This window comes from Cupriavidus basilensis, from assembly GCF_029335485.1.
Lineage (GTDB): Bacteria > Pseudomonadota > Gammaproteobacteria > Burkholderiales > Burkholderiaceae > Cupriavidus > Cupriavidus basilensis_E.
In genome coordinates this window covers 1-14626 of record NZ_JARJLM010000713.1, presented here as the reverse complement: position 1 = coordinate 14626, position 14626 = coordinate 1, and the positions used below count along the sequence as shown (strand labels likewise).

General features: G+C 66.6%; 8 protein-coding genes. 7 read left to right on the top strand and 1 reads right to left on the bottom strand.

Going from position 1 to position 14626, the window contains the following annotated elements; translation table 11 throughout:
• Positions 1-60 precede the first annotated feature (60 nt).
• From P3W85_RS43860 to P3W85_RS43850, 3 genes are all read left to right on the top strand, one after another.
• Positions 61-690 carry an MOSC domain-containing protein gene (locus P3W85_RS43860; RefSeq protein ID WP_276269421.1) on the top strand — a complete coding sequence of 210 codons (630 nt, stop codon included), beginning with the start codon at positions 61-63 and terminating at the stop codon, positions 688-690.
• A 197-nt stretch (positions 691-887) separates the two neighbouring features.
• A complete protein-coding gene (locus P3W85_RS43855; protein ID WP_276269420.1) occupies positions 888-2138 on the top strand; it encodes an efflux RND transporter periplasmic adaptor subunit in 1251 nt (416 codons plus the stop codon).
• A gap of 29 nt (positions 2139-2167) precedes the next feature.
• Positions 2168-5371, top strand: a complete 3204-nt coding sequence (locus tag P3W85_RS43850) for an efflux RND transporter permease subunit (RefSeq protein ID WP_276269419.1) — start codon at positions 2168-2170, stop codon at positions 5369-5371.
• A 134-nt stretch (positions 5372-5505) separates the two neighbouring features.
• Here the strand turns inward: P3W85_RS43850 and P3W85_RS43845 are convergent, their stop codons facing one another.
• Positions 5506-7023: a S41 family peptidase gene (locus P3W85_RS43845; RefSeq protein ID WP_276269418.1), complete on the bottom strand. Its 1518-nt coding sequence runs from the start codon at positions 7021-7023 to the stop codon at positions 5506-5508.
• Between the two features lie 412 nt (positions 7024-7435).
• Here P3W85_RS43845 and P3W85_RS43840 point away from each other — a divergent pair, with 412 nt between their 5' ends.
• The 4 genes from P3W85_RS43840 to P3W85_RS43825 are packed head-to-tail and all read left to right on the top strand — an operon-like array spanning position 7436 to position 14616.
• Positions 7436-9712: a TonB-dependent hemoglobin/transferrin/lactoferrin family receptor gene (locus P3W85_RS43840; RefSeq protein WP_276269417.1), complete on the top strand. Its 2277-nt coding sequence runs from the start codon at positions 7436-7438 to the stop codon at positions 9710-9712.
• Positions 9713-9730: 18 nt separating this feature from the next.
• A complete protein-coding gene (cobN, locus tag P3W85_RS43835) occupies positions 9731-13783 on the top strand; it encodes a cobaltochelatase subunit CobN (RefSeq protein ID WP_276269416.1) in 4053 nt (1350 codons plus the stop codon).
• A 6-nt stretch (positions 13784-13789) separates the two neighbouring features.
• On the top strand, positions 13790-14299 hold the full coding sequence (locus P3W85_RS43830; RefSeq protein WP_035807707.1) for a MotA/TolQ/ExbB proton channel family protein: 510 nt from the start codon (positions 13790-13792) through the stop codon (positions 14297-14299).
• The gene (locus tag P3W85_RS43825; protein WP_017225148.1) at positions 14296-14616 is read left to right on the top strand and encodes a DUF2149 domain-containing protein; all 321 of its coding nucleotides are present in this window, start codon (positions 14296-14298) and stop codon (positions 14614-14616) included. Before P3W85_RS43830 ends, P3W85_RS43825 begins: the two co-directional genes overlap by 4 nt.
• Positions 14617-14626: the final 10 nt, after the last annotated feature.

Sequence of the window (14626 nt, the reverse complement as noted above, 5' to 3'; positions counted from 1 at the left end):
CCCACGCGCCGCGTTAAGATGCAAGGCAAACAATAATCAAAGGCATCGAAAGGGGGGAGCATGAGCGAATCCACGGGTGTACGCCTGCTTGCCATCAGTACGGGCAAGGCCGTGCCGCTGTTCGTGGCGGCCGTGGGAACCGAAGCGGTAGTGATGTCGGGCATCCGCAAGCATCCGCTCAGCACCCTGCTGCATCCGCTTGCGGTGCAGGTGCGCCCGCTCGGCGTGGCCGGCGACGAGCAGGCCGACCTGAGCGTGCATGGCGGCCTGGACAAGGCGGTCTACGCCTACCCGGCCGAGCACTATGCCTGGTGGAACGAACGGCGCCGCGAAGCGCGCCTGCCCGACGCCGACAAGCCGCTCTCCTTCGGCGCCATGGGCGAGAACCTGACCCTGGAAGGCCTGCTCGAGACCGGCCTATGGATCGGCGACCGGCTGCTGATCGGCGAGGTGGTGCTGAAGGTGGAGTCTCCCCGCCAGCCCTGCTACAAGTTCAATGCCGCGATGGGTTACCGTCATGCGGTCAGGGATATGGTGCAAAGCGGCTATTCCGGCATCTACCTGAGCGTGGAGACGCCGGGCGAGCTCCAGGCCGGCGCCGCGGTACGCATCGCGCCGGGACCGCGCGAAGTGTCGATGGAAAGCATCAACGCCCGGCGCCGCAATGGACGCCAGAGCGTGCTTTTCTGATAATGTTTGGCTCGCGATACAAGCAGGCAATATCCCCGTGCTGTAATACTTTGTAATGCCAGACATGGGGCCGGCACTAGCGGCCTGAGCGCTTGATCCTGTACTAGTAGCAGTTTGTCGCGGCGCGGCACCGGTTCCCAGAAACCGGGCCGCCGGGGAGCGGGCGCTTCGTGCGCGCACTGTAAGAGAGTCCACACATGAAAACGAACGGGATCGACCAGGCCAAGGGCTTTGTCGACGGTAAGTGGAGTCCGGCCACGGGGACCGGCAAGGGGCGTGTTTCGCCATGGTTGACCGGCGCGATCCTGGCGGCGCTGGCCGTGGGCGGGTGGCTTGGCTGGCGTGCCTGGCTGGCGCCCAGGCCCGCGCCCAAGGCGGCGCCGGTGGTGGTGGTGAGCACTGCCGTGGTGCAGCAGGGAGACATCCCGCTGCGGGTCACCGCCAATGGCACGGTGAGCGCGCTGGCTACGGTGGAAGTGCGCCCGCAGGTGTCGAGCACGGTCAGGGCGGTCCATATCAAGGAGGGACAGACCGTCAAGCCGGGCGATCTGCTCTTTACGCTCGATACCCGCATGGACGAGGCCAATCTCGCCAAGGCGCAGGCCCAGCTGATGCGCGACCAGGCCGATCTGCACGATGCGCGCCGCACGCTGGCGCGCAGCAACGAGCTGCTGGAGCGCAACTTCATCTCCAAGAGCGCGGTGGACACTGCCCAGGCCAAGCAGGACGGCTTCGAAGCCACCATCCGCGCCGACCAGGCCGCCATCGAGGCCAGCCGCGTGGCGGTCAGCTACGGCGCCATCCGCGCTACCATCGGCGGGCGTACCGGGGTGATCAATATGTTCCCCGGCTCGCTGGTGACGCCCACCAGCACCCTGCCGATGGTCACCATTGCCCAGGTGCAGCCGATTGCCGTTACCTTCACCCTGCCCGAGCGGCAGCTGGCGGCGCTGCGCGAGGCACTGCGCGCCGGCCCGGTGACGGTGACCGCGCTGCCCAACGACGGCAGCAAGACGCCGGTGACCGGCAAGATCAGCTTTGTCGACAATACGGTGGACCCGCAGTACGGCAGCATCCGCATCAAGGCGCAGTTCGACAATGAAGAGCAGCGCCTGTGGCCCGGTACCTATGCCAACGTGGAGGCCGTGGTGCAGACCCTGAAGGGCGCGCTCTCGGTGCCGCCGCAGGCGGTGGTGACCGGTCCCGAGGGGCGCTTCGTCTACGCCGTGCAGGCCGACAGCCGCGTCAAGCCGATGCCGGTGACGGTACGGGTCTCGACCGCCGGCGCCGCCGTGATCGAGGGTGTGCCGCCGGGCACGCGCGTGGTGGTGGAGGGTACGCAGAACCTGCGCGCGGGCAGCCTGGTGCGCGAGGTGGCGCCCGCCGCGGGCGCCGGCAAGGCGGATGCCGCCAGCGCAGCCGCCGCCGCCGCCAACGGCAAGCATTGAGCCCAGGGCACTGACACCACACTGACACCATGAACCTGTCCGAGCTCTGTATTCGCCGTCCGGTGATGACGATACTGCTGTGCCTGGCGGTGATCGTCACCGGCATCGCGCTGTATCCCACCATCCCCATCGCGGCGCTGCCGTCGTTCAATTCGCCGGTGATCCAGGTCACCGCCACGCTGCCCGGCGCCAGCCCCGAGACCATGGCCGCCTCGGTGGCGACCCAGCTGGAAAAGCAGTTCGCCACCATTCCCGGCGTGTCGGTGATCAGCTCGTCGAACACGCTCGGCAATTCCAGCATCACCATCGAGTTCAACAACGACCGCGACATCGACGCCGCGGCCGTGGACGTCCAGGCGGCGCTGTTCCGCGCCCAGCGCGCGCTGCCGATCGAGATGACGGTGCCGCCGTCGTACCGCAAGGTCAATCCGGCCGATGCGCCGGTGCTGCTGCTGGCGATCAATTCGCCGGCCATGAGCCTGGCCGAGCTCAACGCCTTCGGCGACAACCTGATCTCGCCCAGCCTGGCCACGCTGCCGGGCGTGGCGCAGGTGCAGGTGTTCGGGCAGAAGCGCTTCGCCGTGCGCGTGCGCGCCCACCCGGACGCCCTCGCCGCGCGCGGCCTCACGCTCGACGAGCTGGCCACCGCGCTGAACCGCGCCAACGCCAACACGCCGGTGGGCACGCTCGACGGCGCGCGCCAGACGCTGACCATCCAGGCCAACCGGCAGCTCGCCAGCGCCGATGCCTTCCGCAACATCATCGTGGCCAGCCAGCCCAGCGGCGCGCTGGTGCGCCTGTCGGACGTCGCCGAGGTGGAGGACAGCGTCGAGACCATCAAGACCGGCAGCTGGCTCAACAACGAGCGCTCCATCGTGCTGGCCGTGCTGCGCCAGCCCGATGCCAACACGGTGGCGGTGGTGGACGCCATCAAGAAGGCGCTGCCGCGCCTGATCCAGCAGATGCCGGACTCGGTCAATGTGAACGTGGTCAACGACCGCTCGCAGTCGATCCGCGAATCCATCCACGACGTGCAGTTCACGCTGGCCCTGACCGTCGGGCTGGTGGTGATGGTGATCTTCCTGTTCCTGCGCCGCGCCGCCGCCACGCTGATCCCGACCGTGTCGCTGCCGATCTCGCTGATCGGCACGGTGGCGCTGATGAAGGCCTTCGGCTACAGCCTGGACAACGTCTCGCTGCTGGCCATCACGCTCGCCGTGGGCCTGGTGGTGGACGATGCCATCGTGATGCTGGAGAACATCGTGCGCCACATCGAGGAAGGCGTGCCTCCGCTCAAGGCCGCGCTGGCCGGCTCGCGCGAGATGGGTTTCACCATCCTCTCGATCTCGATCTCGCTGGTGGCGGTGTTCATCCCCATCTTCTTCATGCCGGGCGTGATCGGCCTGCTGTTCCATGAGTTCGCCGCGGTGGTGTCGCTGTCCATCCTGGTCTCGGCGGTGGTGTCGCTGACGCTGATCCCGATGCTGTGCGCGCGCTTCCTGTCGGCCGAGAACGTGCCGATCGACGAGTCGCAGCACGCCTATGGCGATCGCGCCGGCGCGAGCCATGCGCCGGCGATCGCGCAGAAGCAGACCATCGGCCTGCGTTCCACCCAGTGGTTCGAGAACCTGTTCGAGTTCACCCTGCACCGCTACGCGCGCGGGCTCGACTGGTGCCTGGCGCACCGCAAGTCGGTGCTGGCGGTGGCCGGCCTGACCTTCGTGCTGACCGCCGTGCTGTTCGCGACCATTCCCAAGGGCTTCTTCCCGGAAGAAGACATCGGCCAGATCCAGGTCAACGCCGAAGGCCCGCAGGATATTTCCTTCGACGCCATGGCCGACCGCCTGCGCAATGCCGCCGAGCGCATGCGCAAGAATCCCGCGGTGAAGAGCATCGTGGTGTCGATTGGCGGCGGCCCCTCCCCTGCCATCAACACCGGCCGCATGTTCGTGGAGCTCAAGCCGCTCGGCGAGCGGCCCCGCATGGCCAAGGTGGTGGAATCGCTGCGCCGCGACGTCGCCGGCGTCGCCGGCCTGGCGGTCTACTTCTCGCCGGTGCAGAACCTGCGCCTGGGCGGCCGCCAGAGCAAGAGCCGCTACCAGTACACGCTGCAAAGCGTGAAGCCCGGCCAGTTGCAGGAATACTCCGACAAGCTGATGGTCAGGATGCGCGCCGACCCCCTGTTCCGCGACGTCACCAGCGATTCGCAGCAGTCGGGCCTGGAGGCGCAGCTCTCCATCGACCGCGACAAGGCCAACGCGCTCGGCGTGCAGATCCAGGACGTGCGCCAGGCGCTGTATTCCGCCTTTGGCGAGCGGCAGGTGTCCACCATCTACACGCCGATCGACAATTACTACGTGATCCTGCAGGCCGCCGATATCGACCGCGCCGACGAGACCGCGTTCTCCAAGATCTACGTGCGCAGCAAGACCGGGCAGATGGTGCCGCTCTCGGCCTTCGCCACCACCGAGCGCCGGGTTGGCCCGATCGCCGTGAACCACCAGGGCCAGCTGCCTTCGGTCACGGTGTCGTTCAACCTGGCGCCGGGCGCGGCGCTGGGCGATGCCTCGTCCAGGATCGACGCCTACAAGCAGGAGGTCGCCATGCCGACCTCGATCTTCACCAGCTGGGGTGGCGATGCGGCGGTGTTCCAGTCGTCGCAGGCGACCCAGGTGCTGCTGCTGGTGGCAGCCATCGCGGTGATCTACACGCTGCTGGGCGTGCTGTACGAAAGCTATATCCACCCGCTCACCATCCTGGCGGGTTTGCCGTCTGCGGCCGTCGGCGCGCTGCTCACGCTGTTCATCTTCAACGTGGAGCTGTCGCTGATCGCCACCATCGGCGTGCTGATGCTGATCGGCATCGTCAAGAAGAACGCCATCATGATGATCGACTTCGCGCTGGCGGCGCAGCGCGAGCAGGGCATGGACCCCGCGTGCGCGATCCGGCAGGCCTGCCTGCTGCGCTTCCGCCCGATCATGATGACCACCTTCGCCGCCGTGATGGGGGCGCTGCCGCTGGCCCTGGGCCTGGGCGCGGGCGCCGAGCTGCGCCAGCCGCTGGGCCTGGCGGTGGTGGGCGGCCTGCTGTTCTCGCAGGTGATCACGCTGTTCATCACGCCGGTGATCTACCTGGCGCTGGATCGCTTCTCGGGCACCGGCCCGCTGCAGATCGACGCCGAAGGCAATCGTTTGCCGGCGCTGGTGGGCGGGGAGCCGGCGCAGCAGCACTAAGTTTTTTTCTTACTTGGGCCCGCCAAGCGGAGCCCAAGTATTCCCCGCGCAATGGCAATCGTTCCTGGTCGATGTGCAATGGCGATGCGCGCTACTGGCAAACAGCAAATCTGCAGCCGTTTGCAGATACGAATTCACTTGATTGACACATTCTTGACGGCTGGCAATATGCTGTTCACAACCCATGCCTGAACAGCCGCTGTATCGTTGAGATCGCCGTCGAAGGTGAACTTCGGCACATAAGGCTCATTGTCTCCGCGGTTACGGTTCCTCCAAACCTTGAGTGGAATCCACATTTTCGCCGTGCTTGGAAGCGATACGTCCGCTATGTCCGAATATCGCGTATCCGCGCTGGTCACGCTCCCAACGTGAACCGCTCCGGGAATGCTTAACACCATGTCCACAAAGTCCAGGCAAGCGCTCGCGCAGTTCGAGCCCGCGACCAGTACAAGCTTGCCGGCAAAGGGACGGCCAGGCTCAGCCAGTTCATCCAGCGGCACATCCATTTGCTCGATGAACGTCTGGCCGAGCGATGCGGCTTCATTCATGCGGGACAGGAGGGTGTCCAGGAGTCTGTAAGTCAGGCTTGCCGGGCCTTCCGTCTGAGTGAGCTCCGTCTTGTGTGCCTCAAGCGCTTCGCGGGCGGTCGCAGAAACGCGCCAGTACGCCTTGGACTCTACTTGTTCGGATGAGGGTGTCCGCTTTATGGCATCCTTGAATAGCGCCGACAGGACTTGGTAGCCTACCAACGTTCTTCCGCCGTTATTGCCTCGTATGTCAAGCACCACGGCATCGGCTTCTCCCAGGCCCCGGACCTTGTTCATCAGTCTTTCGAACGATGCGATGTCTTTGCTACTCGACAAGGTGAAATCCGTAGCATGAATCCAGTGGATGCCCTGCCGTAGTTGCTTGATACCCTGGCGTGGCATCGCCGGCCTAGTCATCGCTTGAAACGCCTCCGTGAAGGGCTGCCACTTCAGCAAGAACTGGCGAATTTTCCCTGAAGAGGATCGAACCTCGCAGTGCTTCAACCGCAAAGGCTCCCACAGCGTTTCGTAGTGCGGCTCACTGGTCAGATGCAGCGCAAGACGAGACAGCGAGCCCTCCAGGCCCACGCGTCTATCCACGAATGGAGCGACTTTTTCCACCAGCAAATCGTCAATGCGCTGGCCATCGCAGGAAAGCAGTTCGTCGCCCACTTCGGGCACGTCGACGGGCCAGTCCGGGGCCCGGGCCGCAACGCGGTACTTGCCATTGCGGCGTTGCACGATCCATCCCGCCCAGCGAGGGGACTCACTGACTTGGCCTTCCTTCCATACAACCAGATGTCCATCCCTATAGCCCGTGATGTAGAAGCGTAACGCGGCCAACGCCTTGCCCTCTGAATCCGCACGGAGGGCGAGCGCTATCGCTTCGTCGTACCCCTGCTTAAACCACTGTTGAAAGCCGTGATCCGTCGGGTCCAGAACGCCAGGATGTCCCTCCCCGATGATTTCGTGCGCGCGCGTGATGTCTTGAACGGCGCTCTTGCTCCAGTTGATGTCCGTGGAAGAGTGATCCTTCTTTTGGGCTCCAAGATTCGTCGCCGTGTCTGCGTGACACGACAAGACCCAAAAAAAGGACGACAGCAGAATCACAAGCGGGCGGACCATTAACAAACTCCTTTCACTGTGGCGGATTCCTGTTGGTCGTGCCTTTGCAACACCTCTCGCCTTTTGGTGGTGTCATTATTTGTAGAAAGCCAAACGGTCACGAACAAGCAGAAGTTTCCCAAAGTGAGTGGCGATTTTCTGCGTTGCGCCGATGGTAGCGAGCGGCTGGGGTGGCCCGGAAACGGGCGGGGGCGTCGGTCAGGGGCGACGGCGGCTTCCGGCGAGTGACTACCGTTCGTCGGCGCCCCATACGCTCCTTCCCCGAGGAGGCTTTACTTTCTGCTAAAAGTTGAGAATAATTCTTATTCTCAAATAAATCAGGCGCTCCTTGCGTCTGCACCACACTACGCCAGCCAGCCGTTCCAACCCGGTGTCCGCCAGCCAGCGTTTCGTTTTCTTTTGGGGAAAATCCATGAAACGCCGCTGTCTGGCGCGCTTGCGCGCCTCTGTCCGAGTCACGCCCATCGCCATCTGCGCCACCCTTGGCGGTCCTGCCATGGCTGCCGACGCCGATGCCGATCCGGCCCGCCGCTTGAGCGAGGTGGTGGTCACCGCCACCCGCACGGAGGAGCGCGCCGATGCCGTCGCCTCCACCATCACCGCCATCGATGCCAGCCGTATCGAGCGCGCCCAGCCGGTCGACGAGGCCGGCCTGTTCGCCGACGAACCCGATATCGACGTGCCGCGCGACCGGCGCCGCTTTGGCGCCGGCAGCATCAATATCCGCGGCATCGAGGGCAACCGCGTGCTGCTGATGGTCGACGGCGTGCGCCTGCCCGACTACTACAACGGCGGCGGCCCTTCCAACCTGTCCAGCGCCACCCGCGACGCGCCCGAGTTCTCCTTTCTCAAGCGGGTTGAAGCGCTGCGCGGGCCGGCCTCCAGCCTGTACGGCTCGGATGCCATCGGCGGCGTGGTGTCGTATGTCACCAAGGACCCCGAGGACATCATGCGCGGCCGCGCGGTGGGCGGCGAAGCGGGCTTGTCGTGGAACGGCATCGACCGCAGCTTCGGCCAGAGCGCGGGCGTGGCGGGCGGCAACGAGACCATCAAGGGCCTGTTCATGTACGCCCACCGCAAGGGGCATGAGGTGGAAAGCATGGGCGGCGACGACTCTACATCCACCGGCCGCACCAAGGCCAATCCACAGAACAGCGAGACCAATGCGTGGCTTGGCAAGATCGTGCTGGACCCTGCCGTGGGCCATCGCCTCAGGCTGACCTACGAGCATCGCGACAACGATACGTTTACCGACATCCGCCGCCTGTCCACCGCGCTGCCGCGCGTGACTTCCGCCAGCGGCACCGAGGACCTGTCGCGCAACCGCGTCAGCCTGGACTACGAATGGAAGCCGGCCAGCCATATCGTCGATCGCCTGGGCGCGGCGGTGTTCTACCAGGAGAGCGAATCCAACACCGTGACCAACCAGGTGCGCAGCAACACCAGCGCCGGTTGCTCGGGCTCCACGCGCGGCAGCAGCCTGTGCGACGTGAACCTGCTGTTCGGCTTCCGCCAGCAGCAGACCGGCTTCAACCTGCAGGCCGACAAGGCGTTCACCACGGGCTGGCTCGGTCACCGGCTCATTACCGGTGTGGATTTCCTGCGCACGCAGACCCGCGAGATGCGCGACGGCACCACCTACAACCGCACCACCGGCGTGGTGTCGAAATCGCTGGCCGGCGACAACTTCCCGATCCACGATTTTCCCAAGGGCGAAACGCGCCAGACCGGCATCTTCGTGCAGGATGAACTGCAGTTCGCCGGCGGGCGCTTCACGCTCACGCCAGGCCTGCGCTTCGACCACTACGTGCTCGGCCCGGACGACGACAAGCTCTACAACAGCGTGGCAGCCAAGCCGGCCATCTCCAAGCGCGATTCAGCGCTGTCGCCCAAGCTCTCCGCGCTGTGGCAAGCCACCGAGCGCGTCAACCTGTGGGCCCAGTACGTATTCGGCTACCGCGCGCCCAACTACCAGGAAGTCAATGGCAGCTTCCGCAACACCATCCAGGGCTACGGCGCCGCGCCCAATGGCGACCTGAACCCGGAAAAGAGCCGCTCGTTCGAAATCGGCGCACGCTACACGGATGAACGCGTGCAGACCAGCGTCGCGGTCTTCGACAACCGCTACAAGGACTTCATCGAGCAAGTCGCGCTGAATTGCCCGTCCGATCCCAACTGCCTTGCCGGCCTGCGTGCGACCTACCAATACCGCAACCAGAGCAGCGTGCGCATCTACGGCGCCGAATGGCGCGGCAGCTACCGCTTCCTGCCGCAGTGGCGCGTCGACAGCGCGGTGGCCTACGCGCACGGCAACAACGAGCAGACCGGCCAGCCCATCAACAGCGTCTCGCCGCTGCGCGCCAGCGCCGCGCTGACGTGGGAGCGCGGCAGCAGCAGCCAGGGCCAGGGCGCGAGCCTGCGCTGGCGCGGCGCGCGCGCCGTGACGCGTACCGATGACAGCACCTTCACCTACTTCAAGCCGGGTGGCTACGGTGTGGTCGACCTGCAAGGCTGGTGGCGCTTCAACCGCTACGCCAGCCTGGTGCTGTCGGTGAACAACGTGTTCGACAAGAAGTACTGGCTGTGGGGCGATGTGCGCCAGGGCAGCGTGGCCGCCAGCGAGCCCGGCCTGGATTTTCATACGCAGCCCGGACGTACTTTTGCCGCCAGCGTGAAGCTGTCGTTCTGAGCGGAGGCGAATCCGACCATGTCCCCACAACACAAGACAAAGACGCGGTTGATCCGCGCGCTGTGCCTGCTGTGGCTCGCCTTGTTCGCGCTCGGCATGCAGCAAGCCCGGGCCGAGCCGAAGATTGCCGTGCTGACCACCTCGCCGGTGCCCGCCGGCAAGTTCGAGCCGCTGCAGGCGATGGCGCGCGCGCACGGCATGACGCTGGACGCGCGCTATCTCGAACGCATGCGCGCGCAGGACGTGGCGCCGTTCATCGACGGCGCCGCGCTGCTGATCCTGGACGCGCCGCGCGACCACATCGTCACCGAGATGCTGGCCAGGCTCGGGCCGCAATGGACCAGCGCGCGCGTGCCGCGCCTGCTGCTCGCCACCGACCGCTTCGAGGCGCATGGCCTCGATCAGGCGCTCGGCGCCAGGCTGCATGCGTACTACGTCAACGGCGGCCGCGCCAACTTCGACGCCATGATGCGCACGCTGGCCGCGCAGCAGTTCAGGCTGCGCGCGGACAATGGCATTCCCGCGCCGGTAGTGTTTCCGAAGGCGGCCTACTACCATCCGCGTCTCGCCAGCGTGGTGACCGTCTCGCCGGACGAAGCGCTCAAGGCTTCCGGCTTCGCCGGCGCGCCAGTGATCGGCGTCGCCATCCATCAGGCTTACGTGTCCGGCCTGGACAGCGCCTTCATCGACGACCTGATCGCGCGCATCGAGGCACGCGGCGCGCGTGCGCTGGCCTTCTACAGCCCGGTGATGGATGCGGACGGCGTGCTGCGCATGGCCGCGCCCGGCGGCAAGCGCATCGTCGACGTGCTCATCAACGGCCAGATCATGCTCAATGCGGCGGGCCGCAAGGCGGAGTTCGAAACGCTAGGCATTCCGGTGCTGCAGGTCATGCCTTACCGCAAGGGAGACGCGCAGGACTGGGAGCGCGATCCGCATGGCATCAGCCTGACCGATACGCCCTTCTACCTGGTGCAACCCGAACTTGCCGGTGTCAGCGACCCGATGCTGGCCGCCGCCACGTCGCACAAGGATGGCAGCATCGTCAGCCTGCCGGCGCAGCTCGACGCCGTGGCCGACAAGGCGCTGGCGCTCACGCGCCTGCAGCGCACGCCGAACGCCGGCAAGCGCGTGGCGATCCTCTTCTACAACTATCCGGCCGGGGAGAAGAACCTGTCGGCATCCTTTCTCAACCTGCCGCGCAGCCTGTCCTCCACGCTGGCCGCGCTGCACGCGGCGGGCTACCGCACCGAGGCCGCCGACGAGCTCACGCTGCAGCGCGAGCTGGGCGCGTTGCTCGCGCCCTTCTATCGCGGCGGGCAGCTTGGCCCCATGCTCGATGCGGATCGCGCGGCGTGGATGCCGATGGCGCAATACCGCCGCTGGTACGACGCGCAGCCGGCCGCGTTCCGCGCCGAGGTCAGCGCACGCTGGGGCGAGCCGGAAGCCTCGCCGATGTCGATCCGGCGCAATGGCGTGGCCGGCTTCGCCATTCCGCGCCTGCAGCTCGGCAACGTGGCATTGATTCCGGTGCCGCCGCGCGGCGAGCGCGACGAAGCCGCCGAGAAGGCGCTCTATCACTCCACCAGCACGCCGCTCAATCATTTCTACATGGCGGCCTACCTGTGGGCGCGCGAAGGGCGCGAGGCGCTGGTGCACTACGGCACGCACGGCACGCAGGAATGGACGCCCGGCAAGGAGCGCGGCCTGTCCGTGACCGACCAGCCTTACCTCGTGCTCGGCAGTGTGCCGGTGATCTATCCCTACATCGTCGACGACGTCGGCGAAGCGCTGCAGGCCAGGCGCCGTGGCCGCGCCACCATCGTCAGCCACCAGACGCCGCCGTTCAAGCCGGCGGGCCTGCACAGCGATCTGTCGGCGCTGCACGACCAGTTGCACAGCTACCTGCAGCAGGACGACGGCGCGGTGAAGGACGCCCTGCGCGACGATATCCTCGGGCGCAGCGCGCGCATGCACCTGCTCGACGACATGGGCTGGCCGCAGGCGCGCGCGAGCGCGCAGTTCACGCAATACCTGGATGCCTTGCACACGCATCTGCATGAACTTGCCGGTGCGTTGCAGCCATACGGACTGCATACGTTCGGCCAGTCGCAGGAGCCGGCGCTGCGCTTGTACACGGTGATGGCCATGCTCGGCCAGCCCTGGTTGAAGCGCGTGTTTCCCGACGAGCCGGAGGAACTGTTCGCGCTCGACTACAGGCAGCTTGCGCAATCCGCGCCCTACGCCATGCTGCGGCGCTACGCGATCGACGGCGCGCCGCTCGACGGGCTCGCCGACCCCGGGCAGCGCGAGGACATGCAGCGTGCCCGCGCGCTCTACGCCAGCCTTGACGCTACACCCGAGAGCGAGGCCGTGCTTGCCGCGCTGGCCGGCCGCTACGTGCTGGCCGGCACCGGCGGCGATCCGGTGCGCAATCCCGACGCGCTGCCGACCGGGCGCAACCTCTATGGCTTCGATCCTTCCAAGCTGCCCAGCCGCGAGGCATGGCAGGCCGGGCAGGCGGCGACGGAAGCCATGATCGCCGACTGGCGCAAGCGCCACGGCAAATGGCCCGCCAAGCTGGCCTTCTCGCTGTGGAGCGTGGAGGCCATGCGCCACCAGGGCATGCTGGAGGCGCAGGCGCTGGCCGCCATGGGCATCCGTCCGACATGGGACAGCGGCGGCCGCGTGGCCGGCGTGGAAGCGATTCCCGCCGCCGAGCTCAAGCGCCCGCGCGTGGACGTGGTGCTGTCAGCCACCGGCCTGTACCGCGATCACTTCCCCAACCTGATCAAGTGGCTGGCCGAAGCGGTCAGGCTGGCCGCCGCGCAGCCCGAACCCGACAACGCCGTGGCCGCGGGCACGCGCGCGGTGCGCGCGCGGCTGGCGCAAATCAGGGAATCGGACATGAGCCCGGAGCGCATCGAATCGCTGGCGCTGACGCGCATCTTCGCCAGCGAATCCGGCAACTACGGCACCGGTCTCAACGATGCCACGCTCGCCAGCGACAGCTTCGGCAGCGGCAAGCAGGCGGATGCCAGGCTCGCCGGCCTTTACCTCGCGCGCATGCAGTACGGCTATGGGCCCGACGAGAAGAGCTGGGGCGAAAAGCTGCCGCAGCTCAACCTCTACGCCGAGAACCTCAAGGGCGTGCAAGGCGCGCTGCTGGCGCGCAGCTCCAACCTCTACGGCATGCTGACCACAGACGATCCCTTCCAGTATCTCGGCGGCATCGGCCTGGCGGTGCGCCACCTGACGGGCAAGGCGCCGGAGCTGCTGATCTCCAACCTGCGCGATGCGAACAACGCGCGCACGGAGACGGCCGCGTCGTTCCTCGCCACCGAGCTGCGCACGCGCTATTTCCATCCCGGCTGGATCGAAGGCATGAAAGCCGAAGGCTATGGCGGCGCGCTCAATGTGCTCGACACCGTCAACAATTTCTGGGGCTGGACCGCGGTTGCGCCGGAGATCGTGCGCGACGACCAGTGGACCGAGTTCGCCGAGGTCTACGTCAAGGACAAGCACCAGCTCGGTCTCGACGAATGGTTCGAGAAGAACGCGCCGCAGGCCCAGGCGCAGGTGATCGAGCGCATGCTGGAAGCGGCGCGCAAAGGCTACTGGAAGGCCGATCCGGCGCTGCTGAAGACGCTGGCCGAACGCTGGCAGGTGCTGTCGCAGCGGCACGATATCCGCAGCGGCAACCGCAGCTTCAAGCGCTACGTGCAACAGCAGGCCGCGGTATCCGGTGCCGCGGGCTATGGCACGCAAGCGCCCGCCGCGCCGCCGGCGGGCGCGCCAAAGGCTGCGGCGGCGCCGCCGTCGCCAAGCGCGGGAACGCCGCCGCAAGCCGCACCCAGGCCGGAACCGAAGCCGGCCCCGCCATCGCAAACCATGCCGGTGCAAGGCATGCAGCTGGTGCAGCGCAAGCCGCCCGCCGCGGCGCTGGTGCCGGTACTGTCCTGGCTCGCCGCCGGCATTGCGCTGGCCGGGGCCGTGCTCGGTGGCGCCATCAGCGCGCGCCGCCGCGCCGGCGCTGCGCCCTTCTTCCCGCAACGGACAAAAACCCACTGAGCCATCATGACCCCTACCCTGCTTGAAACCCTGATGTACGACGTCGGCCAGCTGTTCCTGTACCCGACGCTGGCCCTGATCGGCCTGCTCTTCCTCTACGCCTTCTGGGCGCTCGGCGAATTCGCCATGCAAGGCTGGCAGCGCCGCCGCAACACCATCGATAGCGGGCGGGGCTATGTGCTGGTGGCGTACGCGCTGCGCCACCGCGTCAAGGATCCGGACACGCTGGACGTGGCCGCGCACCGCCTGCTGGAGTGGCCGCGCATCGCCACGCGGGTGGCGCCCATGCTCGGGCTGGTGGCCACCATGATCCCGATGGGCCCCGCGCTGAAGGGCCTGTCGGGCGGCAACCTCGCCAACGTGGGCGAGAACCTCACCATCGCCTTCTCCGCGGTGATCCTCGCGCTGATCGCGGCCAGCATCACCTTCTGGGTGGTCAATGTACGGCGCCGCTGGCTGGCCGAGGAACTGGTGTGGCTGGGCCGGCACCAGCCGCAGTGGGAGGCCGGCGCATGAAGTTCCTGGAAGAAAGCGAAGCCGACGATCCCATCCTGTCGGTGGTCAACCTGATCGATGTGTTCCTGGTGGTGATCGCCGCGTTGCTGGTGGCGATCGCGCAGAACCCGATGAATCCGTTCACGCACGCGGATGTCACGGTCATCACCAATCCTGGCAAGCCCAATATGGAAATCGTCTCGAAACAGGGCGAGAAGGTCGTGCGCTACCAGGCCAGCGGACAGGTGGGCAGCGGCGACGGCACCAAGGCCGGCGTGGCGTATCGCCTGCAGGACGGCTCGATGGTCTATGTGCCGGAAGCCGCAATTGCCCGGTAACGGCGCAACA